General features: G+C 69.2%; 21 protein-coding genes. 16 read left to right on the forward strand and 5 right to left on the reverse strand.

Annotation, left to right across the window (positions count from 1 at the left end):
• Positions 1-32 precede the first annotated feature (32 nt).
• From ACQ1RG_RS05755 to ACQ1RG_RS05800, 10 genes are all read left to right on the forward strand, one after another.
• Positions 33-1,526: an amidase gene (locus tag ACQ1RG_RS05755; RefSeq protein WP_430600676.1), complete on the forward strand. Its 1,494-nt coding sequence runs from the start codon at positions 33-35 to the stop codon at positions 1,524-1,526.
• A 135-nt stretch (positions 1,527-1,661) separates the two neighbouring features.
• On the forward strand, positions 1,662-2,381 hold the full coding sequence (locus ACQ1RG_RS05760) for a DUF1345 domain-containing protein (RefSeq protein ID WP_095375173.1): 720 nt from the start codon (positions 1,662-1,664) through the stop codon (positions 2,379-2,381).
• Positions 2,382-2,681: 300 nt separating this feature from the next.
• Positions 2,682-3,776: a zinc-binding dehydrogenase gene (locus ACQ1RG_RS05765; protein ID WP_167560250.1), complete on the forward strand. Its 1,095-nt coding sequence runs from the start codon at positions 2,682-2,684 to the stop codon at positions 3,774-3,776.
• A gap of 267 nt (positions 3,777-4,043) precedes the next feature.
• Positions 4,044-5,801, forward strand: a complete 1,758-nt coding sequence (gene hutU / locus ACQ1RG_RS05770; protein WP_430600677.1) for a urocanate hydratase — start codon at positions 4,044-4,046, stop codon at positions 5,799-5,801.
• A 97-nt stretch (positions 5,802-5,898) separates the two neighbouring features.
• Positions 5,899-7,140, forward strand: a complete 1,242-nt coding sequence (gene hutI / locus ACQ1RG_RS05775; RefSeq protein WP_430600679.1) for an imidazolonepropionase — start codon at positions 5,899-5,901, stop codon at positions 7,138-7,140.
• Between the two features lie 20 nt (positions 7,141-7,160).
• Positions 7,161-8,480, forward strand: a complete 1,320-nt coding sequence (locus ACQ1RG_RS05780) for a YjiH family protein (RefSeq protein WP_430600680.1) — start codon at positions 7,161-7,163, stop codon at positions 8,478-8,480.
• A 132-nt stretch (positions 8,481-8,612) separates the two neighbouring features.
• A complete protein-coding gene (hutH, locus tag ACQ1RG_RS05785; protein ID WP_430600681.1) occupies positions 8,613-10,334 on the forward strand; it encodes a histidine ammonia-lyase in 1,722 nt (573 codons plus the stop codon).
• 1 nt (position 10,335) lies between these two features.
• Complete coding sequence (locus ACQ1RG_RS05790) at positions 10,336-11,646, forward strand: allantoate amidohydrolase (RefSeq protein ID WP_430600683.1); 1,311 nt, start codon at positions 10,336-10,338, stop codon at positions 11,644-11,646.
• Positions 11,643-13,040 carry a formimidoylglutamate deiminase gene (locus ACQ1RG_RS05795; protein ID WP_259787104.1) on the forward strand — a complete coding sequence of 466 codons (1,398 nt, stop codon included), beginning with the start codon at positions 11,643-11,645 and terminating at the stop codon, positions 13,038-13,040. Before ACQ1RG_RS05790 ends, ACQ1RG_RS05795 begins: the two co-directional genes overlap by 4 nt.
• A 51-nt stretch (positions 13,041-13,091) precedes the next feature.
• The gene (locus ACQ1RG_RS05800; RefSeq protein ID WP_430600684.1) at positions 13,092-13,904 is read left to right on the forward strand and encodes an IclR family transcriptional regulator; all 813 of its coding nucleotides are present in this window, start codon (positions 13,092-13,094) and stop codon (positions 13,902-13,904) included.
• A 15-nt stretch (positions 13,905-13,919) separates the two neighbouring features.
• On the opposite strand, the gene ACQ1RG_RS05805 is transcribed toward ACQ1RG_RS05800, so the two are convergent.
• Positions 13,920-14,600, reverse strand: coding sequence for a MerR family transcriptional regulator (locus tag ACQ1RG_RS05805; protein WP_430600685.1), 681 nt, complete (start codon positions 14,598-14,600; stop codon positions 13,920-13,922).
• 87 nt (positions 14,601-14,687) lie between these two features.
• Between ACQ1RG_RS05805 and ACQ1RG_RS05810 the strand changes: the two genes are divergently transcribed.
• Positions 14,688-15,200, forward strand: coding sequence for a DUF2306 domain-containing protein (locus ACQ1RG_RS05810; RefSeq protein ID WP_259787099.1), 513 nt, complete (start codon positions 14,688-14,690; stop codon positions 15,198-15,200).
• A 156-nt stretch (positions 15,201-15,356) separates the two neighbouring features.
• Positions 15,357-17,057: an ABC1 kinase family protein gene (locus ACQ1RG_RS05815; RefSeq protein WP_101624338.1), complete on the forward strand. Its 1,701-nt coding sequence runs from the start codon at positions 15,357-15,359 to the stop codon at positions 17,055-17,057.
• A 36-nt stretch (positions 17,058-17,093) separates the two neighbouring features.
• On the opposite strand, the gene ACQ1RG_RS05820 is transcribed toward ACQ1RG_RS05815, so the two are convergent.
• Positions 17,094-17,474 carry a VOC family protein gene (locus ACQ1RG_RS05820; RefSeq protein ID WP_101624339.1) on the reverse strand — a complete coding sequence of 127 codons (381 nt, stop codon included), beginning with the start codon at positions 17,472-17,474 and terminating at the stop codon, positions 17,094-17,096.
• 332 nt (positions 17,475-17,806) lie between these two features.
• On the opposite strand from ACQ1RG_RS05820, the gene trpS reads away from it, so the two are divergent.
• Positions 17,807-18,853, forward strand: a complete 1,047-nt coding sequence (gene trpS / locus ACQ1RG_RS05825) for a tryptophan--tRNA ligase (protein ID WP_430600687.1) — start codon at positions 17,807-17,809, stop codon at positions 18,851-18,853.
• Positions 18,854-18,909: 56 nt separating this feature from the next.
• On the opposite strand, the gene ACQ1RG_RS05830 is transcribed toward trpS, so the two are convergent.
• Positions 18,910-19,260 (reverse strand): hypothetical protein, encoded by a 351-nt coding sequence (locus ACQ1RG_RS05830; protein WP_101624341.1) that lies wholly within the window; start codon positions 19,258-19,260, stop codon positions 18,910-18,912.
• Positions 19,261-19,364: 104 nt separating this feature from the next.
• On the reverse strand, positions 19,365-20,690 hold the full coding sequence (locus tag ACQ1RG_RS05835) for a methyltransferase domain-containing protein (protein WP_259787094.1): 1,326 nt from the start codon (positions 20,688-20,690) through the stop codon (positions 19,365-19,367).
• Between the two features lie 202 nt (positions 20,691-20,892).
• Here ACQ1RG_RS05835 and ACQ1RG_RS05840 point away from each other — a divergent pair, with 202 nt between their 5' ends.
• From ACQ1RG_RS05840 to ACQ1RG_RS05850, 3 genes are all read left to right on the forward strand, one after another.
• On the forward strand, positions 20,893-22,395 hold the full coding sequence (locus ACQ1RG_RS05840; RefSeq protein ID WP_009377527.1) for an amidohydrolase family protein: 1,503 nt from the start codon (positions 20,893-20,895) through the stop codon (positions 22,393-22,395).
• Positions 22,392-23,102, forward strand: coding sequence for a sulfite exporter TauE/SafE family protein (locus ACQ1RG_RS05845; RefSeq protein ID WP_009377526.1), 711 nt, complete (start codon positions 22,392-22,394; stop codon positions 23,100-23,102). The genes ACQ1RG_RS05840 and ACQ1RG_RS05845 overlap by 4 nt, the downstream gene beginning before the upstream one ends.
• Before the next feature lie 65 nt (positions 23,103-23,167).
• Entirely contained in the window at positions 23,168-24,235 is a 1,068-nt protein-coding gene (locus tag ACQ1RG_RS05850) for a LacI family DNA-binding transcriptional regulator (RefSeq protein ID WP_009377525.1), read from the forward strand.
• Here ACQ1RG_RS05850 and ACQ1RG_RS05855 read toward each other — a convergent pair.
• Complete coding sequence (locus ACQ1RG_RS05855) at positions 24,223-25,629, reverse strand: uracil-xanthine permease family protein (protein ID WP_430600690.1); 1,407 nt, start codon at positions 25,627-25,629, stop codon at positions 24,223-24,225. The genes ACQ1RG_RS05850 and ACQ1RG_RS05855 overlap by 13 nt on opposite strands.
• Between the last annotated feature and the right edge of the window lie 172 nt (positions 25,630-25,801).

Below are 25,801 nucleotides of genomic sequence, written 5' to 3' on the forward strand. Positions count from 1 at the left end.
ACCGAGGAGGGTGCGATGTCAGGTCTGAGCGCATGAGCGCGGCCACCGAGCTCTGGGCGTTGTCGGCGACCGAGGTGCTCGCGCGCTTCCGGACCAGAGACCTCTCCCCGGTCGAGTACCTCGAGGCGCTCACCGCGCGCATCGAGGACAGGGACGACGACCTCGGCGCTCTCACGGAGGTCCTCCCGGAGGCGACCGCCTCGGCGAGGGACGCGGAACGGTTCTACACGAAGACCCGGGAGGACGAACTCGACGAGATCCTCGCGATGCGTCCGCTCGCGGGCCTGCCCGTCATCGCCAAGGAGAAGCACGCGCTCGCCGGGCACACGCTCACCCAGGGGCTGCTCCACAACCGCTTCGCCGTCGCCCACCGCGACGCCGCCGTCATCCGCCGCATCCGCGACGCCGGCGGCTACATCCACGCCCGGGCGACGACGCCGGAGTTCAGCTGCGCAACGATCACGCACTCGCCGATGTGGGGCGTGACCCGCAACCCGTGGAACCCGGAGCTGTCCCCGGGCGGGTCCTCCGGCGGGTCGGGTGCCGCGCTCGCCGCAGGCTTCGGGCCCCTGGCCACGGCCTCGGACATCGCCGGATCGACGAGGCTGCCCGCCGCGTTCACCGGCACCGTCGGGTTCAAAGCCCCCTACGGTCGGATTCCCGGCGAGCCCCCGCTGTCGGCCGACTGGTACCGCGGGGACGGGCCGATGGCCCGCACCGTCGCCGACACCGCGCTCCTCGCCCGGGTCATGGTCGGTCTCGACTCGACCGATCCGTCGTCGATCGACTCACCCCATTTCCTCGCCGGATTCGACCGCACCCCCGCCGAGGTGGTCGAAAGCCTCAAGGGCAAACGCGTGGCCGTGTGCCTGCGGCTCGGGGACTTCCCCGTCGGCGACGACATCATCCGCAACACCGGAGCCGTCGCCTCGGCCCTCGCCTTCGCCGAGGCCGAGGTCGCCGAGATCGAACTGCCGTGGACGGCCGAGCGGATCTTCGAGACCGCCTTCACTCACTTCGGCACCATCCTCGCCCCCGCGATGAGGGCGGCCACCCGAGGCAACGAGGATTCCCTCGCCGACTACACGAGGCGGTTCATGGCCGACGCCGAGGCGGGCGCCGCCCGCCGGTCCCTCTACGACGGCCTCGTCATGGAGGCCGAGATCCAGGCCGAACTCGCCACCGCGATGGCCGGGTTCGACGTTCTGCTCGCCCCCACCTCGGCGGTGGCAGGACTGCTTGCGGGGGCGAGCTACCTCGACGGGATCCGGATCGGCGCCGACGGCATCGGTCGGGAGGGCACCGGGGCTGGGGCCCGGCTCGAGCACTACTGGCAGGCGCACATGACGATGCCGTTCAACATCTGCAACCGGGTGCCCATCGTCAACGTGCCCTCGGGTATGGCCGACTGCGGCATCCCCACCGGCGTCCAGATCGTCGGACATCCCTTCGCCGACCGCAGCGTCTTCGACGTCGCCGCAGCCGTCGAACTGCTCCGCCCGTGGGCGGGACTCGCACCGGGGTGACGGGGTCGCCCGATCCGGCACACGGGTCGACCGCGCACCCGGGAGGGGCCGTCGGCCTCGGCTAGGGTGAGCGGGAAGGAGACCAGCGACGCGAGAGCCGGAGAGATGCCGACGATGAGACCCCGTCACAGTCAGATGATCACGATCTCCGACGACGCACGCTCGAACGTGAGCATCCTGCCCGCCGTCGTCGTCGGGACCGTCGTCGTCCTCGGGTTCGGCCTCACCCCGCTCGGGTCGCACGACTCCCAGCTCACGGATGCGACGCAGCGGCTCATCGAGATCTTCCTCATCGGCTGGCCCGTCTACGCACTCGTCTACCTGCTGTGGACCCATGCCGGGCTCAAGGACCTCACCGAGACCGAACTCGTCGTCCACTCGCGGTGGGCGATCGCGCGCCGACGCCGGTGGATCTCGATCCTCTTGAGCAGCGGGGGAGCTGTGTCGTGGACGATCATCGCCGCCTCGGTCGCGATCCTCCTCAACCTCTACCTCATCACCGTCGGCGACGAGGCCCGCAGCGGCATGGCCGCGGTGCTCGGGTTGGCCAACGTCGTCGCGTCCTGGGCGGTCATGGTCTACTCGTTCGCGCTCGAGTACATGCGTCTTGACCTCCGCGAAGGCGGCAGCGCTGGGGCCCGCCAGCTCGAGTTCGACATGGGCGGGAACCGAACGTTCGGCGATTACCTGACGTTCTCCGTGCTCTCCTCGACGATGACCGCGGCCCTGCCCGGCAAGGCGATCACCCGGGCCGGCTGGACGCTCGTGCGCACGAACGTCATCGTCGCCTTCGCCTTCAACTCCGTCGTCGTCGCCACGCTCGTCTCGATGATCCTCTCCTCCGTGACGATGTGAGCGGGACCGGGCAGTGGGCGTCGGTCGGACGGGCTCGGGACGGTTTCCGGTGGCCTTCCCGCCGCTCTCGAGAATCGGCAGGTCAGCCTGCTGACCAGCGCAAAGAGGCTGGTGGCGGGTGGCTGTCGACCCCTCGACACCGTTTCTTAACGGGCGTACGCTCAACGTGGGTGCCGATGGTTCGATCACTGATCTCTCTGTGATCGTCGTTCCTTCGCAGTGATCGCTCTCCGGTGTCCGGGGCCAGTCGGGACTGTGCCGCTGGTCGACACCACTTCATGGGATTGCAAAGGAGCAGCTATGCGCGCATCAGTGTCCGAACAGGTCGGATCGCCCTTCACGACGAAGGAGATCTCGATCGCCGACCCCCTCGACCGCGAAGTCCTCATCGACGTCCGAGCCTCAGGGCTCTGCCACTCCGACCTCCACATCGTCGAAAGCGGCTACGGTTTCGGCTTTCCGGGAGTCTTCGGCCATGAGATCGCCGGCGTCGTCACAGCCGTCGGCCCGGAGGTGAGCACCATCGCCGTCGGCGACCATGTCGTCGGCTGTCTCATCCAGTTCTGCGGTGCCTGCACCACCTGCCTGTCCGGTCGCACCTACGAATGCCCGAACCCGCAGGCGACGCTGCGCGGCCCTGACTCTCCTCCCCGGCTGAGCGCCGAGGACGGAACGCCGCTGGCGCAGGGATGGGCACTCGGCGGATTCGCCGAGCAGGCCCTCGTCCACGAGAACCAGCTCGCGGTCGTCCGTGCCGACATCCCCTTCCCGCAGGCGGCTATCCTCGGCTGCGCGGTCGTCACCGGGGCCGGATCGGCGATCAACACCGCCGGGGTGAGGGTCGGTGACTCCGTCGCCGTCATCGGCACCGGCGGAGTCGGACTCAACGTCATCTCCGGAGCCCTGCTCGCCGGAGCGAGCACGGTCATCGCCATCGACATCATCGACGACAAACTCGAGGTGGCGAAACGCTTCGGCGCCACCGATGTCATCAATTCCGCGAGCGTCGACGCCGTCGCAGCCGTTCGGGAGATCACCGGGGGCGGCGTCGACCACGCCTTCGAGGTCATCGGCCTGCCGGCGACCCAGGAGCAGGCGATCGCCCTGCGCAAGGTCGGCGGGCACGCCTATCTCATCGGGATCGCGAAGCCCGATGCCACCGTCACCCTCGACACCTCACTCGCGGCGCTCGTCTCCCACGCCAGCGTCCAGGGAGTCTCGATGGGCTCGACCAACCTCAAACGCGACATCCCCATGTACGCCGACCTCTACATGCAGGGCCGACTCAACCTCGACGATCTCATCAGCCAGGAGATCTCCCTCGACGAGGTCGACGAGGCCTACGCGAAGCTCAAGAGCGGCGAGGTCATCCGCTCGATCATCACCCGGTTCTGAGCGACCCGCTCCGCTGGGCCCGGATCACGTGCTGTCCGAAATTTCGGACAGAACTTGATCCGGGCCACTTCCGCTCCGGCTCCCAACGGACACAATGGTGTGTGTAGACAGAGACGATTCCACGGCAGGCGACACATCGACCGGCCACGGACGGGCAGCAGGCCGCCTTCCACTCAGTCGGACAGGCCGAACCGCTCAGATCGCACACAGCAGCGGCCCCACCTGCGGCATCACGCAGCAGGAGGGGACGGAACGAAAGGGAGCCACATGACCGCCACGACCGAGAACAGCGGGGCGACCACCTCGGCGACGAAGCCGACCTTCACCCAGCACGACCCCAGCCGGGTCATCCGCGCCGATCGCGGCACCGAGATCACCGCGAAGAACTGGCAGACCGAGGCCGCGAAGCGGATGCTCATGAACAACCTCGACCCAGAGGTCGCCGAACGTCCCGAGGACCTCGTCGTCTACGGCGGCACCGGCCGCGCCGCCCGCTCGTGGGAGGCCTACGACGCGATCGTGCGCACCCTCGACGACCTCGAGGACGACGAGACCCTTCTCATCCAGTCGGGCAAGCCCGTCGGAGTGCTGCGCACCAACGAATGGGCGCCGCGCGTCCTCATCGCCAACTCCAACCTCGTCGGCGACTGGGCGAACTGGGAGCACTTCCGCGCACTCGAAGCCGAGGGCCTGATAATGTACGGCCAGATGACCGCAGGCTCGTGGATCTACATCGCCACCCAGGGCATCCTCCAGGGCACGTACGAGACCTTCGCCGCGATCGCCCGCAAGCGCTTCGACGGGACGCTCGCGGGAACCCTGACGATCACCGCCGGCTGCGGCGGCATGGGCGGGGCCCAGCCGCTCGCCGTCACCCTCAACGGCGGCGCCTGCCTCATCATCGACGTCGACAAGACCCGCCTCGACCGCCGACAGGCCAAGCGCTACCTTGACGAGGTCGAGACCGACCTCGACACCGCACTGGCCAAGGTCATCGAGGCGAAGAGGAACAAGCAGGCGCTCTCGGTCGGACTCGTCGGCAACGCCGCCGAGATCCTCCCGCTCATCCTCGACCGCGATGAGGCCGCCGAGGTCGACATCGTCACCGACCAGACCTCCGCCCACGACCCGCTCTCCTACCTCCCGCTCGGCGTCAGCCTCGAGGACTGGCAGTCCGAGGCCGAGCAGGACGCCGAGAAGTTCACGCTCCGCGCCGAGGAGGCCATGGCCAAGCACGTGCGTGCCATGGTCGAGTTCCAGGACCGCGGTGCCGAGGTCTTCGACTACGGCAACTCGATCCGCGATGAGGCCCGCAAGGCCGGCTACGACCGGGCCTTCGAGTTCCCCGGCTTCGTCCCCGCCTACATCCGCCCCCTCTTCTGCGAGGGACTCGGACCGTTCCGCTGGGTCGCGCTCTCCGGCGACCCGAAGGACATCGAGGTCACCGACGCCGCGCTCAAGGAGCTCTTCCCCGAGAACGAGTCCCTCCACCGCTGGCTCGACGCCGCCCACGAGTACGTCGAGTTCGAGGGCCTGCCTGCCCGCATCTGCTGGCTCGGCTACAAGGAGCGCCACAAGGCGGGCCTGCTGTTCAACCAGCTCGTCGCCGAGGGCAAGGTCTCCGCCCCGATCGTCATCGGCCGCGACCACCTCGACTCCGGCTCGGTGGCCAGCCCCTACCGTGAGACCGAGTCGATGCTCGACGGCACCGACGCCGTGGCCGACTGGCCGCTGCTCAACGCCCTGGTCAACACCTCCTCGGGTGCGACCTGGGTCTCGATCCACCACGGCGGCGGCGTCGGCATCGGCCGCTCCATCCACGCCGGTCAGGTGTCCGTGGCCGACGGCACCGAGCTCGCGGCGAAGAAGCTCGCCCGCCTGCTCACCAACGACTCGGGCATGGGCGTCATCCGCCACGTCGACGCCGGCTACGAACGGGCCGTCGAGGTCGCCGAGGAGCGCGGCATGCGCATCCCGATGATCCCCGAACTCGACGTCCGCGACGAGGAATCCGCCGCCCAGTGACCCGTCGATCCCATCGCCCCGCCGGCCATGCCGTCCCTCGGACGACCGGCCTGCGGGGCGGTGGGACTCCGGCGTTCCCGACCCGAAAGGCCCTGCGATGAAGCTCATCACCGGCATCAGCGAACTCGTCACCAACTCGGATCCGACCGAGCTCATGGCCCGCCCCAGCCTCGGCGCGGGCGATCTCCACACCCTCACCGACGCGGCGCTCATCATCGACGACGGGAAGGTGGCCTGGTCGGGTCCCGCCGCCGAGGCGGACGCCGCCCTGAACTCGCTCACGCTCGCTGCCCCCGACGCCCCCGTCGAGACGATCGACCTCGGTGGGAAGGCCGTCATCCCCGGCTTCGTCGACAGCCACAACCACCTCGTCTTCGCCGGTGACCGCTCCGCCGAGTTCGCCGCGCGCATGGCCGGTGAGAAGTACTCGGCCGGGGGGATCGCGACGACGGTCGCCGCGACCCGCGCCGCCACCGACGAGGAGCTTGAAGCCAACCTCGTCCACCTCGTGGACCAGGCCACCCGGCAGGGAACGACGACGTTCGAGATCAAGTCCGGCTACGGACTCACGCTCGACGACGAGATCCGCGCGCTCGAGATCATCGGGCGGCACACACCGGAGTCGACGCTCATCGCCGCCCACGTCGTTCCCCCGGAGTACAAAGCCGACCCGGAGGCCTACGTCGCCCTCGTCATCGACGAGATCATCCCCGCCGCCGTCGGCAAAGCGAAGTGGATCGACGTCTTCTGCGAAGAGGGCGCCTTCGACGAGGACCAGACCCGGCGCGTCATCGAAGCGGGCAAGTCCGTGGGCATGAAGGCCCGCCTCCACGCCAACCAGCTCACCCAGGGCGGGGCACTGCGCCTCGGCGCCGCGCTCGGCTGCACCTCCGTCGACCACGCGACCTTCGCCTCCGATGAGGACCTCGCCGTCCTCGCCGAGGCGGGCACCGTCGTCACCCTGCTGCCCGGCGTCGAGTTCTCCACCCGTCAGCCCTACCCGGACGCCCGCCGCTACCTCGCCGCCGGGGTGCGCCTGGCCATCGCCTCGGACTGCAACCCCGGCTCGTGCTTCACCAACAGCCTGCCCTTCTGCATCGCCGTGGCCGTGCGGGACATGCACTTCACCGTCGACCAGGCCGTGTGGGCGGCGACCGCCGGCGGAGCCCACGCTCTTGATCGCAGCGACGTCGGCCACCTCGGCGCCGGAGCGCAGGCCGACCTCGTCGTCCTCGACGCCCCGAGCTACCGACACCTCGCCTACCGGCCCGGTGTCCAGCTCGTCGACCGCGTCTTCGCAGGCGGCGAGCTCGTCGCCGACAACCGGCCCCAGCACTGAGCCCGATTCGAAGGAGAATCATGGACACCCCGACAGAGGCACAGACTTCGACGAAACGGCCCGGCACCTGGCGGTTCTTCGCCTACAGTGCGATCGGGATCGTCATGTTCTTCGTGCCCGTGACGATCGCCGGCACCTCGACGATCCCGCTCGACCACATCGTCACCGCGATCCGCACCTTCGCCGGACCCGTCGTACCGTTCATCGTGCTCGCGCTCATCCTCCTCGGCGCCGTCCGCCCCTTCGTCACGGGAACATGGAAGTCCTCGGTGACGAAGGGGATCTTCGCCGTCCTCGGCGTCGTCGGACTCGTCGTCGCGATCCTCATCCTCACCGCCCCGCCGGCCTGGCTCGCCGCTGAGGACATCGGGCCCTTCCTCTGGGACAAGCTCGTCATCCCCGTCGGCCTCATCGTCCCCGTCGGTGCGATCTTCCTGGCCCTCCTCGTCGGGTACGGGCTCATGGAGTTCATCGGCGTCCTCGTCCAGCCGATCATGCGCCCGGTGTTCAAGACCCCGGGCCGTTCGGCCATCGACGCGGTCGCCTCGTTCGTCGGCAGCTACTCGCTCGGTCTGCTCATCACCAACCGCGTGTACAAGGAGGGCAAGTACACCGCACGGGAGGCCGCGATCATCGCCACCGGGTTCTCCACGGTCTCGGCGACGTTCATGATCGTCGTCGCGAAGACGCTCGACCTCATGGACCACTGGCTGCTCTACTTCTTCTTCACCCTCGTCGTCACGTTCGTCGTCACCGCGATCACCGTCCACCTCCCGCCGCTGCGGCGGATCCCGGACACCTACTACCCGGGGGTGACCCCGCAGCCCGAGGAGAAGGTGACCAAGCACCGTTTCCGCATCGCGTGGCGGGAGGCGAAGGCGACACTGGCAGAGACCCCGAGCCTGGGCCGGAACCTCTGGATCAACTTCCGCGACGGCCTGCTCATGGCATCGTCGATCCTGCCCTCGATCCTCTCCGTCGGCCTCATCGGACTGCTGCTGGCGAAGTACACCCCGATCTTCGACTGGCTCGGGTGGATCTTCGTCCCCTTCACGTGGGTGACGCAGCTCTCCGACCCGATCCTCGCCGGCAAGGCCTCCGCTCTCGGGCTCGTCGAGATGTTCCTGCCCGCCACCCAGGTCGCCGGCTCCGACGACCTCGTGCTGCGATTCGTCATCGCCGTCGTCTCCGTGGCCGGCATCATCTTCTTCTCCGCCATGGTGCCCTCGATCCTCGCCACCGAGATCCCGATCTCCGTCGGCGCGCTCGTCATCATCTGGTTCGAACGCGTCGTCCTCACGATCCTCATCTCCGCCCCGCTCGCCCACCTGCTCCTGTAACGTCCGGGCCCGCAGCGCCTACACTGCTCTGCGGGCCCGACCCCGACCACACCGACCAGTTCGACCAACCCGACCAACTCGACCACCCCGGCAGGACCGACCGGTCCGACCGACACAGAAGAAAGGCTCCCGATGCCCGCTGTCATCGATCTCGATCCCGACACCCTCACCTTCGCCGAGGTGGTCGACGTGGCCCGTGGCGACGCGAAGGTGTCGCTGAGCGAGAGGACCCTGGCCCGGGTCGCGAAGTACCGCGAGGCCGTCGACGCGCTCGCCGCCGCCCCGAAGCCCGTCTACGGTGTCTCGACCGGGTTCGGAGCCCTCGCCCAGCGCCACATCCCCGCCGAACTGCGCACGCAGCTGCAGAAGTCCCTCATCCGCTCGCATGCCGCGGGCGTCGGCGAACCCGTCGAACGCGAAGTCGTGCGTGCCCTCATGCTTCTGCGCGCCCGGACGCTCGCCACCGGTCGCGCCGGTGTCCGCGCCGAGGTGCTCCAGACCTACGTCGACATGCTCAACGCCGGCATCACCCCGGTCGTCCACGAGTACGGCTCGCTCGGCTGCTCGGGCGACCTCGCGCCCCTGTCCGCGTGCGCGCTCGTCGTCATGGGCGAAGGCGTCGCCGAGGGCCCCGACGGTGTCGCCGGTCCCGCCGATGAGATCCTCGCCGCGGCGGGCATCACCCCGGTCACCCTCGCCGAGAAGGAGGGCCTCGCCCTCGTCAACGGGACCGATGGCATGCTCGGCATGCTCATCATGGCGCTGACCGACCTCGAGAGCCTGCTCACCGCCGTCGACATCTCTGCGGCGATGAGCATCGAAGGACTCTTCGGCACCGACGCGGTCTTCGCCCCGGAGCTCCACTACGCGCTGCGCCCCCACGACGGTCAGGCCGCCTCGGCGGCGAACATGCTCGCCGCCCTCAAGGACTCGGGCATCACCGCCAGCCACCGCGACTCGACGCACCTCATCCAGGACGCCTACTCGATGCGCTGCGCCCCGCAGGTCAACGGCGCCGCCCGTGACGCGCTCGCCTTCGCCACGCAGGTCGCCGAACGCGAACTGCGGGCAGCGATCGACAACCCCGTCGTGCTCACCAACGGGATGGTGTCCTCGAACGGCAACTTCCACGGCGCCCCGCTCGCCCACGCCCTCGACTTCCTCGCGATCGTCGCCGCCGACGTCGCATCGATGGCCGAGCGTCGCACCGACCGGATGATGGACGTCGCCCGCAACCAGGACCTCACCCCTTTCCTCGCCGACGACGCCGGCGTCGACTCGGGTCTGATGATCGCCCACTACACGCAGGCGGCCATGGTCTCCGAGGCCAAGCGCAACGCGACCCCCGCCTCGGTCGACTCGATCCCGTCCTCGGCGATGCAGGAGGACCACGTGTCGATGGGCTGGTCGGCCGCCCGCAAACTGCGCAAGGTCGTCGACAACCTCGCCAGCGTCATCGGCATCGAGCTCTACGCCGCCTCCCGCGCGTGCTACATGCGCGGGGCCGAGCCGGCACCGGTGACCGGAGCGGTCATCGCAGCGATCCGTGAGACCGTGCCCGGTCCCGGACCCGACCGCTTCCTCTCCCCGGAGCTCGCTGAGACGATCGCCAAGGTCAAGGACGGATCCCTCGTCGCCGCCGCCGAGGCGGTCACCCCGCTCACGCACACCGTCACCGCAGCCGCCGGCACCTGGCAGCCTGCTGGCGGCGGTCCGGCCGTCGACGACCCCGACTTCACGGCGCTCGGCAACCTCGAGGCCGCCGCCGAGGCCTCGGGCACGGCCGCCGCGACGACCGAGTACCACCCGGACGAGGCCGGCAGCGCGGGCGAGACCGCAGGAGAGGGCCGCTGAGATGAGCGACGTCGTCTCCCTGCTCGGGCAGATCGAGGACACCGGCCGCGACACCCGGGGACCGGGCTACCAGCGGCCGGGGTTCTCGGCGACGGAACGCGATCTGCGCGACTGGTTCCTCGCCGAGGCCGAACGGCGCGGACTCGACACCGAGATCGACGCCAACGGCATCACGTGGGCGTGGGCGCACACGCCCAACGCGACGCCCGGCGACGACCCGGCGGCGGGAGGCGACGCGATGGCGGGGCGGACGAATGCCGTCGTCACCGGATCCCACCTCGACTCCGTTCCCGGCGGCGGTGCCTTCGACGGTCCCCTCGGCGTCGCCTCGGCGCTCGCGGCCTTCGACGACCTCCGGGACTCGGGCGTTCTCGAGCGCGCCACCCGGCCGCTCGCGCTCGCCGTCTTCCCCGAGGAGGAGGGTTCGCGCTTCGGTGTCGCCTGCCTGGGGTCGCGGCTCATCACCGGGGCGATCGACGCCGACCGCGCGCTCGGGCTCACCGACGCGAACGGGGACACGTTCGCCGACGTCGCCCGCGGCTACGGGCTCGACCCCGCACGCATCGGCACCGACCCCGCACGCCTGCAGAGCATCGGCTCGTTCATCGAACTCCACGTCGAGCAGGGCATCGGGCTGGCGGGCACTGATCAGGCTGTGGCCATCGGCTCCTCCATCATCGGACACGGACGCTGGCATCTCGCGTTCGCCGGTCAGGGCAATCACGCCGGAACGACTCCGATGAGCCACCGCGCCGATCCGGTGGTGGCCGCATCGCGAGTGATCGGCGATATCCCGACCATAGCGGCCGCCACTGACGCGAGAGCCGTCGCCACCGTCGGGCGCACCCTCATCCACCCGGGCGGGACGAACGTCATCGCCTCGGCCATGAGCTTCTGGCTCGACATCCGGCACGAGTCCGATGCCGTCGTCGAGCAGGTCCTCGCGGCGATCACCGCCCGTGCCCAGGAGCATGCCGCCGACACCGGGGTGAGCGTCACCGTCTCCCAGGAGTCGTACTCGCCGACAACACGCTTCACCGCCGACCTCAATGACCGTCTGCGCTCGGTGCTGCCGGAATCGCCCATGCTGCCCTCGGGGGCCGGCCATGACGCGGGGATCCTCGCCGCCCATGTGCCCTCGGCGATGCTCTACGTCCGCAACCCCACCGGCGTCTCCCACGCGCCGGAGGAGGCCTGCGAGGACGATGACGCGCGTGCCGGAGTCTCCGCGCTCGTTGCCGTGCTCGAGAACGAACTCGGCGTCGCGACCGCCGACGACCTCGGTGTGCAGGCGACAGGAGGCACGCGATGACCCGCTTCTGGTGCGAATCCGCGTGGGTCGACGGGGCGGTCACCAGCGGCGTCCTCCTCACCGCCGATGAGACCGGCACGCTCACCTCGGTCGACACAGGGGTCGCGGAGGCGCCCGCCGATGCCGAGGTCATTCGCGGTCTCACCCTGCCCGGAGGGGTCAACGCCCACTCGCACGCCTTCCATCGCATCCTGCGCGGACGCACCCACGGCGACGGCGGCACCTTCTGGACGTGGCGCGAGGTCATGTATTCCGTGGCCGGGCGCCTGAGCCCGGAGAGCTACGAGACCGTCGCCCGCGCCGTCTTCGCGGAGATGCTCGCCGGCGGCTACACCTCGGTGGGTGAATTCCACTACGTCCACCATGCCCCGGACGGGACCCCCTACCCTGAGGCCCACGCGATGGAGCGGGCGCTGGCACGGGCGGCCGCCTCGGCGGGGATCCGGATCCGCCTCCTCGACACGTGCTACCTCACCGGCGGCATCGGCACCGAACTCTCCGACGAGCAGGCCCGCTTCGGCGACGGCACGATCGAGGACTACCTCGACCGGCACGCCCGCCTCGCATCGGACTTCGCGGCGGAGTTCCCCGTCGACGCCGCGGGCAACAGCTTCGTCACCGTCGGGGCCGCGATCCACTCGGTGCGGGCGGTGCCCGCCTCCGACCTGCCGCGGTTCGCCGAGATCACCGGACCCCTCCACGTCCACCTCTCGGAGCAACCGGCGGAGAACGAGGCCTCGATCGCCGCCTACGGGACGACGCCGACCCAGGTGCTCGCCCGGGCCGGAGTCGTCACGGAGCGGCTCTCCCCGGTCCATGCCACACACCTGACCGATGCGGACATCGCGACGCTCGGGGAGGGTGCGACGACGATCGTCATGTGCCCGTGCACGGAGGCCGACCTCGCCGACGGCATCGGTCCGGCCCGCGAACTCGCCGAGGCGGGAGCGACGATCGCCCTCGGCTCCGACCAGCACGTCGTCCTCGATGCGCTGCGCGAGACCCAGGGGCTCGAGGCCGGTGAGCGTCTGCGCAGCGGTGAGCGCGGTCGCTTCTCCCCGGCCGAGCTCATCGACGCGCTCACCCTCGGCGGTGCACGCAGCCTCGATCTGCCCGTCGGCGAGCTCACGGTCGGGAAGGCGTGCGACTTCATCGCCGTGCGCACCGACAGCATGCGCACCTTCGGCTCGCTCGGCGAGCAGGTCGTGCTCAGTGCGACCGCAACCGACATCCACATGACCGTGAGCGGGGGAGTCGTGCGCGTCCGCGACGGCGTCCACACCGCGCTCGGGCCGATTCCCGGGCTCTACGCCGAGGCGTTCGCCGCCTTGGGCATGGCCCCGGGGACCCCGGCGTCCGCCCTGTCCGCAGCCGACGCCTCGGCGGCGAGCTGAGGTATGGCGGAGGTCCCTGCATTGCGACGGTCGGTGGCGATCCTCAGGCACTTGGCCTCATCGAACCGCGCGATCTCCGCGGGTGCGCTCGTCCGTGCCCTCGAGATCCCGCGCTCGAGCGTCTACGAACTCCTCTCCGTGCTCGAGGAGCTCGGGCTCGTCGTGCGCACCGAACCGGGGTATGTGCTCGGTCCCGGAGTCCACGAGCTCGGCAGCTCGTACCTGCGGACCAACCCGCTGCAGCGCCTCGCGCAGCCGGTCGTGCGGCAGTTGGCCGAGGACACCTCGGCGACCGCGCAGCTGGCGATCATCCGCGGGTGGGAGACCGTCTATGTGCTCAAGGAGCAGTCGCTGCGATCCGTCGCCGTGGTCACCGCGACCGGCGTGCGGATGCCGAGCTACCTCACGGCGACGGGGCGGGCGATCCTCGCGCAGCTGCCGAAGTCCGAGGTGCTCGCGATGTTCCAGTCCGAGTCGTCGTTCGTCACCCGCACCGGGGTCGGGCCGGGTTCGTTGAGACAGCTGAGCGCTCTGCTCGCCCAGACCAGGCGGGCCGGGTGGGCGATCGAGCACGGTGAGGTGACGCCGGGGATCTCGACGCTCGCCGCTCCGGTCTACGACGTCCTCTCCCGTCCGATCGCCGCGATCGGGCTCTCCGTCGCCGACCCTGCGGTCGGTGCTCAGGCCGGCACCGAGGCGGGTGCCGGCACCGAGGCAGAAGCCGGTGCGAGCGCTGACAGTGCAGACCGGGCCGGCGCCGGGTCCGATGACGCTTCGGTGACGTCGGGCGCCGGTGAGGTGTCCGAGGACCTCGTCGAGCGGGTGCTCGCCGCAGCCGCCGAGGTGACCGCGAAGCTGCGGTGACTTCTCAGATCACCGTCAGTGCTGTTCGGGTCCTGCGCTGCGATCGGCGGTGACGCTGAGCGAGACGTGGCCGAGCGCCCGCAGCGCCCGGATGAGCTGGTCGAAGGCGATGGTCCCGGCCACAGCACGCATGACCTTGACGTCCTCCGCGGGCTCGTCCGCGCCCGGGTCTTCGGTGCTCTGCAGAGAGCCTCTGTGCAGGGACGCGACGTCCCCGCGGGAGATCTCCGCCATCGGCACCGCGTAGCGCATGACGGTGTCGATCCCATCGGGCATCTCCCACGCCGCCAGAGTGTGCAACACCTCGTCGAGAGCCCGGCGCGGGATCGACCCGATGTCCGGCCAGCCCATCCGCTCGAGCAATACTGCGACAGTGGGGTGCTCAGGACGGTCGCCAGCGGCCGGGCCTCCGGCCGCCAGGTCGCCCAGGGCGATCGCCTGCGCCTCCTCGAGCGCCCGGATGAGGGGCACTGACGGATCATCAAGGAGCGCGGTGAGCCTGCGGATCGCGGGGATCGGAGCATCGGCGACCTCCCGCAGCACCTGGATGAGGGCGAGTCGTTCCACATGCCGGGTGCCGTAGTCCTGACGGGTCGCGGTGATCCGCTCCCCGGGCGGCAGCAGTCCCTCGCGACGGTAGTACTTGATCGCCGCCGCCGAGCATCCGCTGGCGGCCGCAAGCTCGCTGAGCAGCACGACGCTCTGCCTTTCCCGCCCGGATAGTGCTCGCACCCGCGACTATCCTGATGGCGCTGGTGTAGATAGTGAAACTATCCTACAGGCATGGACACGCTCACCCTGGTCATCGCCGTCCACGCCGTCGCCGCTCTCTACGTCCTCCTGCTCGGTCCGGTGCAGATCTTCCGCCGCCGCCGCGACACGGCACACCGGATCCTCGGCACCAGTTGGGTGGTCGCGATGATCACCGTCTGCGTGTCGAGCTTCTGGATCATGCCGGACGGCTTCTCGTGGCTCCACGGACTCTCGATCTGGACCCTCGTCTGCGTTGCCACGGCGATCACTGCGATCCGCCTGGGCTCGGTCGGCGTCCACCGCCACTTCATGATCGGTGCCTACCTCGGCACCCTGTCCGCCTTCGTCTTCGCCTCGATCATCCCCGCTCGCCTCATCCCGCAGATGCTGCGCAGCGAGCCCCTCGTCGTCCTCGTCACGGTACTCGCGGTCGCCGCGACGGTCACGGTGTTCGTCCGGGTGGTGACGCTGAGGGCCAAGGCCCCCCGATCCGGTCCCCGAGGACGCGGTGACGTGAACCCGGCACCCGCCTCGGCGGGGTGAGGATCGGAGCCCGCAGCCACCTCGGCGGGGCGGGGAAATCAACCCTCTTCCGCCTCGGCGGGGTCGATTCGCACCCCGTGCCGATGTCCGGTGGTTACACTGTGCCCACCCCAAGCGGAGGTCGACCGGATCTTCGTGCCAGACACAGGAGCAGCCATGGCATCCCCACACCCGACCATGTTCGGCGGAGACGCCGCCCGCGCGCGGGAGATCCTCGAAGTCCTCGCCCGGTACGGCATCGCCGAACAGTCCGCCCGCAAGCTCGCCGCCGCCGACGGGGACACCAGCCTGGCGACGAAGCTCGCCGACCCCGACCTCGTCGAACTCGACGCAGGAGCGCGTCTGACCGCGGCGTTCACCGAACTCGGGACGACGTGGATCAAACTCGGCCAGTCCCTGAGCATGCGCGCCGACCTCGTGGGCACGGACATCGCCGAGGCGCTCGCCGGGCTGCAGGCCGAAGTGCCCGCCGATCCACCGGGAAAGGCTCGGGAACGCGTCGAAGCCGACCTCGGGGCGCCCGTGACCGAACTCTTCGCCTCCTTCGACGACGAACCCTTCGCCTCCGGATCGGTGGCTCAGGCCCACCACGCCGTGCTCAAGGACGGAACGCCGGCCGTGGTCAAGGTCCTCCACTTCGGCGCCGAGGAGAAGGTGCGCGGGGATCTCGACCTCATGCGCAAGGTCGCCCGCTTCGCCGAATCCGCCGATCCCGACCTCGCCCGCTTCCACCCTGTGAAGGCCGTCGAACAGTTCGCCGAGATGATGACCCAGGCCGTCGACCTGCGCAACGAACTCGGTGCGATGCAGCGCTTCACCCAGGAACTCAGCGAATTCGACTGGCTGCTCGTGCCCAAGCCGTTCCCGGAGCTCAGCGCCGCGGGAGTGCTCACGATGGAGCAGATGGCAGGGTCGTCGTTGCGCACGGCAGCCGACGTCACCGCGAGCGGGTGGACCGTCAACGACCTCACCCAGCATGTGACCAATGCGTGGATGACGATGATCTTCGACCATGGTCTCTACCACGCCGATCCGCACCCGGGGAACTTCCTCGTCTCCGACTCCGAGCACGTCGTCCTCCTCGACTACGGGGACGTCGGCTACCTCGCCGGACCCCGCCGCAACGACGTCATCCGGCTGCTCACCGCGGTCGTCGGACGCGACGTCTCCGGGCTCACCGACGTCATCATCGTCGTGTGCAAAGCGCCGGCCTCGACGGACGTCAAAGACCTCGAGATGGCCATCGACAAGTGGATGGCGCAGTACCTGCCCGAGGACACGGCGTCTGCCGACATCGATCTCAGTGCGGCGATGAACGCGTGCATGCAGCTCCTCCACGAGAAGGAGCTCAGCTTCCCCAGCGACCTCGCGATGCTCGTGCGCGTCATGTCGAGGCTCGAAGGCTTCGGCATCCAGATCGGCAGCACCGTGACGATGGAGGAGTACCTCGGGCCGTATCTGCGTGAGCATGCGAAGAAGGAGAACTCTCCGCAGAAGCTCTTCGAGCGCTTCGTCCGGTCGACGTCGAACTGGACGCGGATGGCGAACAACCTGCCCCGCGACCTCGAGATCCTCGTCCAGCAGTTGCGCAACGGCGACACCCGGTTCGAGATCAACCTCCGCGACCCCGACGAACTCACCGACAAGCTCGTCGATGGGCTCATGGCCTCATCGTCGCTGCTCGCGGCCTCCCAGCTGCTCGCGAACCGGACGGGTCCGACGATCAAAGGAGTCTCGATCGCCGGTCTCGCCGCGGCAGGTCTGGCCGCCGTGACCTGGCGGAACCTCTCCGTGCGCCGCACCAGTCACGTCACTGTCACCGAGGAGGTGCTCAAGCTCGCCAAACGCGCGCGGTGAGCGGGCGGCGGCCGTTGGCGTAGTCGGGTGCTGGGCTCACAGGTATGGCGCGGTGATGAGCTCGAGGTAGTGGCCAGCCGGGTCGAGGAAGTAGACGCCGCGTCCCCCGTGCTCGGTGTTCGTCTCGCCCGGCCGGGTGCGCTGCGGGTCGGCCCAGTGGTCGAGGCCGCGGTCCCGCAGGAGGCCGAGTGCCCGATCGAACTGCTCATCGGTGCAGAGGAAGGCCATGTGCACCGGGGAGACTTCGTAAGGCGGTGGGGGAGAGGCGAACTGGAGCATGACCCCGCCGGAGAGCATGACGTTGGCGAAGACACCCCATGACCGGGTGTGCTCGGCCTCGAGGATGTCGACATAGAACTGCGCCGATTCCTGCGGGTCCGCGGCGGCGACGATGGTGTGGTTGAAGGTTGCTGACATGAATGGTCCTTTCGAATTGGGCATGACGATCTGAGGTCGTGGTCTCGAAAGGAGGGGCGCGCTCGCGCCCCGGGCGGCTCACGTACGGACCGGGTCACCGATCCGTGAGCGGCGCTGGGCCAATCCGGTCATCGCGATCCAGTGTACGCACCGAACCTGCGAGGTCGTAGACTCGTCCCATGCGCACAACCCGACTCAACTGGTGGTGGCTGCTCGACGACGCAGCCGACTGACGCATACCCGCGGGCTGCATGGCAGCCCGCTGACGAGGTGGGATCTCTCCGTGCGACCCGTGCACACCAGACCGCACACGCACCCCACGGAGAACAGACATGGATTCCCTTTCCGCCACCCTCGATCGCATGCCGCAGCTGCGCACCGACATCGATGCCCATCCCGAACGCTACCGGATGCTCACCGGCGAACGCCCCACCGGCCGGCTCCACCTCGGCCATCTCTTCGGCTCCATCCTCGAACGGGTCGCCCTGCAGAACCAGGGGATCGAGACCTTCATCGTCCTCGCCGACTATCAGGTCATCACCGATCGGGCCACCTCGGCGAAAGTCGCCGACAACGTCCACGAGGCGAACCTCGACTACGTCGCCGCCGGGATCGACCCTGAGCGGACGACGATCTTCACGCATTCGGCGGTCTCCGCGCTTAATCAGCTCATGCTGCCGTTCCTCAGCCTCGTCAGCGACAGCGAACTGCGGCGCAACCCGACGGTCAAGGCCGAGCTCGCCGCCTCCGATCGCCCGCTCAGCGGACTCCTGCTCACCTACCCCGTGCACCAGGCGGCGGACATCCTCTTCTGCCGGGGCAATCTCGTCCCGGTCGGCAAGGACAATCTGCCTCATGTCGAGATCACCCGGACGATCGCCCGGCGGTTCAACGAACGCTACGACCGTGTCTTCGCCGAACCCGAGGCGATGCTCACGACGACCCCGGAACTGCCCGGACTCGACGGACGGAAGATGTCGAAGAGCTACGGCAACGCCATCGCCCTGGGGATGAGCGCGGACGAGACGGCGCAGGTCATCCGCAGGGCGGCGACGGACTCCGACCGGCGGATCACCTTCGACCCGGACAGCCGCCCCGGGGTCTCCGCCCTGCTCACCACCGCGGCGGTGTGCGCCGGGCGGACACCGGAGGCCATTGCCGAGGAGATCGGGGACTCCGGGGCGGGAGCCCTGAAGAAGGCCGCCACCGAGGCGGTCAACGAGTTCCTCGCCGACCACCGGACCCGACGGCGCGAGCTCGAACGCAATCCGTCCGCGGTCCGTGAGATCCTCTCAGCGGGCAACGCCCGGGCGAACGTCATCGCCGAGGAGACGCTCGCCGAGGTGCGCACGGCGATGGGCATGGACTACGGGCGCTGATCGGGCGGGAGCGTCACGGGGGCCGGTCAGCCGGCACTCCGCCACACGTGCGCCCGCTACTTGTCCTTGTCGATGAGGTCGAGCAGCTCCTTCGCCGCCTTCTCAATCTCCGTGTGCTTGTACTCGCCGGCCCGGGATTCCGCGGCGATGACGCCGGCGCGGTGGACCTCGACGAAGTCGCCGTAGGGGAACGAATACGCCTTCTTCGTCCGCGGATCCGCCTCCTCGTCGATGCCGAGATGCCATTTCGCGTACGCGTCCCAGCCGTTGTTGGCGATGAAGACGTCTTCGCCTTCGGCCGTCGGCTTCTCCGCCGACCAGTCGCCGAGGTCGTTGCTGTCCACCTTGCCGGCGCGGATGAGCTCACGAGCGTGCTCGACGGCATCGGTGTTGAGTGAGATCGTCATGGAGTCAATGTAGCCTGCCGAATGGGGAAAGCGCACGGGTTTTCCGCTGACAGTTTCTCCGGCCGCCTCGGTGGGGGTGTCCTTGCCTCGCCGTCGCCGCGACCTCACCGCCCGTCCTTCCGTACCGGCGAAGCGTCGTCACCTCCTCTCCGTCGACGGAGGAGGACGGCGACCTCGAGATGCTTCGTGTGCGGGAACATGTCGAAGACGCGCGCCTGCTCGACGACGTAGCTCGGCATCCGGTCGAGGTCCTTGGCCAAGGTGAGGGGGTTGCAGCTCGAATAGACGATGTGCTCGACGCGTGAGTCCTCGAGGGTCGTCGACAGCGTCGCCCCGATCCCTCGCCGAGGCGGATTGACGATGACGCAGTCCGGCCGGTCCCCGTCCGCCTGCTGGGAGTCCGCCAGCCGAGACTGCGCGAACTCCGTGGCATCGGCGGCCGTGAACTCGACGTCGACGCCGAGTTCGTCCGCGCTCGCTCGAGCCGACTCGATCGCCTGTTCGCTCACCTCGATGCCGGTCACCCGCCGAGGCGGCCGTCCGTGGTCGTCTCCCGCGGCCGTGTCCGTGCCGGGTCTCGGGTCGGCGCCCGGACCAAGGTCGGCGTCTGCACCCGTGCCGGGCACCGCGCACCACAGGGCGAACCCGCCGACACCGCAGTAGAGGTCCCACAGGGTTCGGGGTGCGATCTCGTCGACCCAGGCCGCGACCTGATCGTAGAGGCGCATGGCCACCTCGGTGTTCGTCTGGAAGAAGCTCTGCGGGCGCAGGTGCAGGTCGACGCGCTCGAGGTCCATCCGCAGCGTCTCTCCGCGGAGCATGACCTCCCGACTGCCCTCGAGTGCGGCCTTGTGCTCGGGCAGCAGATTGACGGAGACGACCGTCGCCTGCGGGAGGGCGGCGAGCAGCCGGTCCTGACGTGCGGTGATGACCTCGAGTCCGAACTGTGAGCGGACGACGAACCGGATCATGAGGTCCCCCGAGGGGGCCGCGGTGACGTGGACGAACTTGAGTTCGCCTCGGCGGGTGGGGACATCGTAGGGGTCGAGTCCGGTGTCGTCGAGGAAGTCGGCGAGGGTCGGGATGACCGCGCGGATCGCCGGTGCCTGGATGCCGCAGTCGCGGAGGTCGACGCCGTCGAACTCGGCATCGAGGATGCCCAGCGTCACCGCACCGGCGCTGCCGCCCACGGCGAGCTTCGCCCGGTTGCGGAAGTCGTGGTCGGGACCCGCGGCGGCCGGCAGCCACGTGCGCGGCGGGTGATCGGCGAGGACGTCGCGGCACCAGGATTCCTTATCGGTGATCTGCTGCGCGTGCGGAGTCTCGATGAGCGTGCACGACCGGCAGCGGTGCGCCTCGAAGTACGGGCAGACCAGGCCCCCGGAGGTCGCCGAGGCGGGGGTGAGGGGCAGCGTGGTCATGACCGCCATTTTACGTCGCGGGAACCATGTGGCGGCGAGGGGACCACCTGGGGCTGGTGCGCTCGCCTCGGAGCGGTCCCCTCGGAATGGTTCCGTCGACCCGGGGAGTGCCGAATGCATTGACCTCCTCACGGAGGGGCCATAGACTCGGAGTAACCAAATCGATTTGGCTCACGGTGTGCCACGGCACCGGAGAATCCCGAAGGACATCATGAATCCTCTGCGCACCCTCCATGAAGCTCCGACGCTCCTCGTCCCCGAGCAGGTCCTCATGCCCCACGGCCCGCAGCGCGACTGCGCGGTCCTCGTCGTCGACGGAAGGATCGCGGAGGTCGACTCCCTCGATGCCCTCGCCTCCCGCCCGGCCTGCCTGGGCGCGAACCGCATCGACCTTCCGCGCCGACTCCTCATGCCGGGATTCATCGACGCCCACCATCACCTCTCGCAGGCGTTCGGCAAGTCACTCGTCTTCGGAGAGCCGTCCGAGATCTTCGCCCGAGTCTGGGTCCCCATGGAAGGACACATGGATGCGGAGGCCATCGAGGTCGCCACCAGGCTGGCGGCATGGGAGTCGCTGCGCGGAGGCTTCACCACGGTCGCCGACGCCGGGACGAGGGCCGGGGTCGACGTCGCCAGGATGGCCGAAGCCACGACCGAGGTCGGACTCCGGTGCGTCCTCGGGATCATCGGCAACGACCTCGGCGGCGGGGTGCGCACGGCCTCCGTCGCCGAGGTGAGGGCCGCCGCCGAACACCACCTGAGCAGGTGGGACGATGCCGACCTCGTCCATCCGTCCCTGGCCGTGTCCATTCCCGAGGCCGCCTCGGACGAGGCGCTGGTCGTCCTCGCCGAACTCACCCGCGAGGCGGGTTCGGTCTTCCAGACGCACCTCAACGAGCACCTGGCGGCGGTCGAGCGCTCGCTCATCACGGGCGGCGAACGACCGCTCGAACGACTCGACCGCCTCGGCGTGCTCGGTCCCGAACTCCTCGCCGCCCACGCGACCCTTGTCACTCCCCGGGAGATCCGCCTGCTCGCGGAGTCCGGAGCGGCGATCAGCTACAACCCCGTCGCGAGTTCGTGGAAGGGCAACGCCGTCGCCCCGGCCCTGCTCCTCCACGAACTCGGGGTGCGCATGGGCCTGGGCACGGACGGCACCCGGTCTGACGCGTTCCGCCTCCTCGATGCCGCTGAGACCGCCCAGCGGCTGACGACCGGCGTGGCATCCGGTGACTCCTCGAGCGGCGGTGGGTGGACCTGGTTGGAGAAGGGCCTGCGCGGAGGCGCCGACGCCGTCGGACTCGCCGGCAGAGTCGGCGAGATCGCTCCCGGCGCCCATGCCGACCTCCTCGTCGTCGACCTCGACGTGCCCGAGTTCGTGCCCTCGTGGGACCTTCCGTGGGAACTCGTGCGCCTCGGCAACCGCGACCAGATCGAGTCGGTCATCGTCGCCGGGCGTCTGCGCCTGCACCGAGGGTGGCCCGTCGACTGGGACGGGCACGGTCTGCTTGAGCGTGCCCGGCAGGCGGCCGATCGCGTCGTCGGCGGTTCGCCGATCATCCGCGTGGACCCGCTGTCCACCGAGCATCGGGCGTCCTGGATGAAGGAGCACGGCGCCGAGGTGGCTCAGGCGGAATCCGCTGTCCGCGCAGTCGATCCCTACGAGACTCCGGGGCCTCTGAGCGCCCGCGGTGCCTCAGGGGTCCGCGGATGACGGTCCTCGCATTCTCGATCGTCGCAGCGACGGTCCTCATCTCCGCGTTCGTCCAGGGGTCGACGGGTATGGGGTTCGCGATGATCGTCGCCCCGGTCGTCAGCTTCATCGACCCGACCCTCATCCCGGTCATGCTCCTCGTGCTCATGATCCCGCTCAACGCCTACGTCGCAGCTCGGGAGAGGAGCGCCATCGACTGGCACGGGGTGAAGTGGATCAGTGTCGGACGCTTCGCGGGGACATTCGCAGGACTCTGGATCCTCCTCATCGTCAACCTGCACCAGCTCTCCCTCCTCATCGGCTGGTCGACGCTCATCGCCGCCGTCGCAGCACTGCTCGCACCGAAGTTCTCACCGAATCGCACCGCCCTCGCAGCCGTCGGCCTCATCACGGGGGTGACTGAGACATCGACAGGAGTCGGCGGCCCGCCGTACGCGCTCGCCTACCAGCACAGTCCCGGCCCCGAACTGAGGTCGACCGTGGCCGTGTGCTTCCTCGTCGGTGAGGTGATCTCCCTGCTCGTGCTGGCGCTGAGCGGCCAGGTCGCCGGCCCGACCCTGGTCACGACGGCGATGCTGCTGCCCTTCCTCGTCGTCGGGTCCTTCCTCAGCCGCTACGTCCACCACCGCCTCGACGGTCCGGTGCTCCGTTACACGGTGCTCGGATTCGCCATCGTCTCGGGCGGACTCGTCATCATCCAGGCGTGATGCGACAGGCTCGGCTGTCCCCCGCGCCGGCCGTTCCACCGGGCAACCTCAAGTACCCTGAACCCATGCCTGCTCAACCGCGTCCGCATCGCGCGACGATCGCCGATGTCGCCCGCGAGGCCGGAGTCTCGCGGACGACGGTCTCCCATGCCCTCAACGGTCTGGGCAAGGTCAACTCGCAGACGCGTGAGCGGGTCATGGCTGTCGCCGCCGAACTCAACTATCGTCCGAGCGTGCGGGCGCAGGGCCTGCGGAAGGGAAGATCCCAGAGTCTCGCCCTCCTGTCCTCGATGCCGGCGGCGGTCTCAGCGGGCCCCTCGCAACTCGGCTTCTTCACAGAGCTGGCCATGAGCTGCGCCCGCACCGCGCTGCTGCGCGGGTACGTCTTCATGCTCACGCCTCCGGTGAGCGGCACCGACCCTGTCGACCGCCTCGACATCGACGGTGCGGTCCTCCTCGAACCCGCCGTCGACGACCCGATCGCCTCCGCCCTCGAGGCCCGGGGGATCCCCTACGTGACGATCGACGGTCCCGGCGGGGTTGCGCAAGCCAGTGGGGTCGTCGACCTCCGGCATGCGCAGACGGCAGAGCTGCTCGTCGAGCACCTCATCGCGCAGGGGGCTCGCAGACCCGCCCTCATCGTCGGCACCAGCGAGCGCGGAGCCCAGGTGGCCGCGCGAAACGCGTATCTGGCGGCCGCCGCCGAGTACGGCTTCGCACCCGTCATCGCCGAAGCGGACGAAGAGGAAGGCGAGCCGGCCGGTGCCGATGCGGCTGGGGCCATCCTCAGCGATGCCCCGGATGTCGACGCCCTGTTCGTGCCGATCGACACGTTCGCCTCGGGTGCGGTGCGGGCGGCCGAGGCCGCGGGGCGCTCGGTCGGCGTCGACCTCCTCGTCGCGACACGGTATGACGGCCTGCGGGCGCGGACGAGCACCCCGCCGCTCACCGCGGTCGATCTCGGACTCGACGAGGTCGCGCGAGACGCCGTCGAGCTTCTGCTTGCCGTGCTCGATGGATCGCCCGCCTCTCCGGAGGTCGAGAGGCCCCACCGGCCGGATCCACGACTGATCGTCCGGGCGTCGACCGCGGGACCAGGCGGCCACCTCGGCGAGCGCCCTCAGATCCGGTAGTCCCCTGGCCGCTGTTCGAGCCGGCTCGGATCCTCGATCGGGGTGCGGGACTTCGGGTGCCTGTCTCTGCGTCCGGTGTGGTGGAAGAGGAGATTGAGGAGGACGGAGACGAATGCCGCCATCGCCACACCGCTGCCGAGGAGAGATGCCGCATTCGCGGGCAGGTGTGCGTACATGCCGGGGAGGAGGACGGGGAGCAGGCCAGCGGCGAGGCCGACGGTTGCCGTGATGAGATTGCCGGTCTGGTTGAAGTCGACACGGGCGAGCATCTGAATCCCGAGGACGGCGATGATCGCGAACACGACGACCGCGCTGCCCCCGACGACGGCCGGCGGGATGCCGTTGAGGATGCGGGCGAGCGGGCTGACGCCGATGAGGATGAGCAGGATGCCCGCGAATGCGGTGACGAATCGGCTGCGGACTCCTGATGCGCGCACGATTCCGACGTTCTCCCCACTCGTCACCAGCGCAGGGGTGCCGAAGAGGGCTCCGGCCACGGTGATGAGGCCATCGGCCCGGATGAGGCGGGGAACGTCTCGGGTGGGTTCGACCTTCTTCCCGACGATCTCCCCGTTGATGATCGTCTGGCCGGTGGCTTCGGCCATCGAGGCCAGTGCCCAGAGGAGCATGGGGATCGCTGCGACCAGATCGAAGGTCGGTGCCCCGAGCGGCAGGAGCGTCGGGGTCGCGAACAGAGGACCGTCGAGCTGTTCGATGAAGGTGGTCTTTCCCATGACGGCCGCGAGCACTGTCCCTCCGACGAGGCCGATGGCGATGGAGAGCTTGCCGAGCATGCCGCGCAGGAATCTGAAGGAGAGCACGGTGATGACGATCGTGACGCAGCCGAGAAGGAGGTTCTGTGGGTCTCCGTACGAGTAGGTTCCCGGTTCTCCGACGATGAGCTTGCCGGTGACCTGGATGAGGTTGATTCCGATGACGACGACCATGACGCCGATGACCAGTGGAGGAAAGAACTTGAGGAGTCTGACGAACAGCGTCACGGCGACGATGTAGAAGACGCCTGTGATGAGCACGGCTCCGACCGCCGTGGAGAGGTCGGTGCCTTGGCCGATCGAGATGAAGAGGATCGTCGCCGCACCGCCGGGAACCATGACGAAGGGCAGTCGCACCCCGATCCTCCACACGCCCACCGATTGGAGGATCGAACCGAGCCCGGAGAAGACGAACACCGCCGAGAGGACCGCCGACGTCGTCTGCGGCGACAGCGACAGTGCGTTGGCGATGAGGAAGACGGCTGAGATCGGCGTCGCCACCATGACGAGCACGTGCTGGATCGCAAACGGGATGAGCGTGTGCACCGGTCGCAATCGGTCGACAGGGTGGATGCGCGAGGGGTCGGATGCCGCATGGTCGGTGTTCGTGTCAGCTGCCATCGCTGGGGTCTCTCCTTCGCCAGGGACCTCGTCGCTGAGGCCCATCGACCGCGGCCGAGGCCGCAGGCGCGTGAGTAGGGATTCACTAGAGCCAAATCGATTTGTTCAATCGTGGCGGGAGTCACACTCGACTGTCAAGGGCGGATTCGGATACTGGGATGCCGGGTCGGCC

This window comes from Brevibacterium sp. K72, from assembly GCF_050562175.1.
GTDB classification, from domain to species: domain Bacteria; phylum Actinomycetota; class Actinomycetes; order Actinomycetales; family Brevibacteriaceae; genus Brevibacterium; species Brevibacterium casei.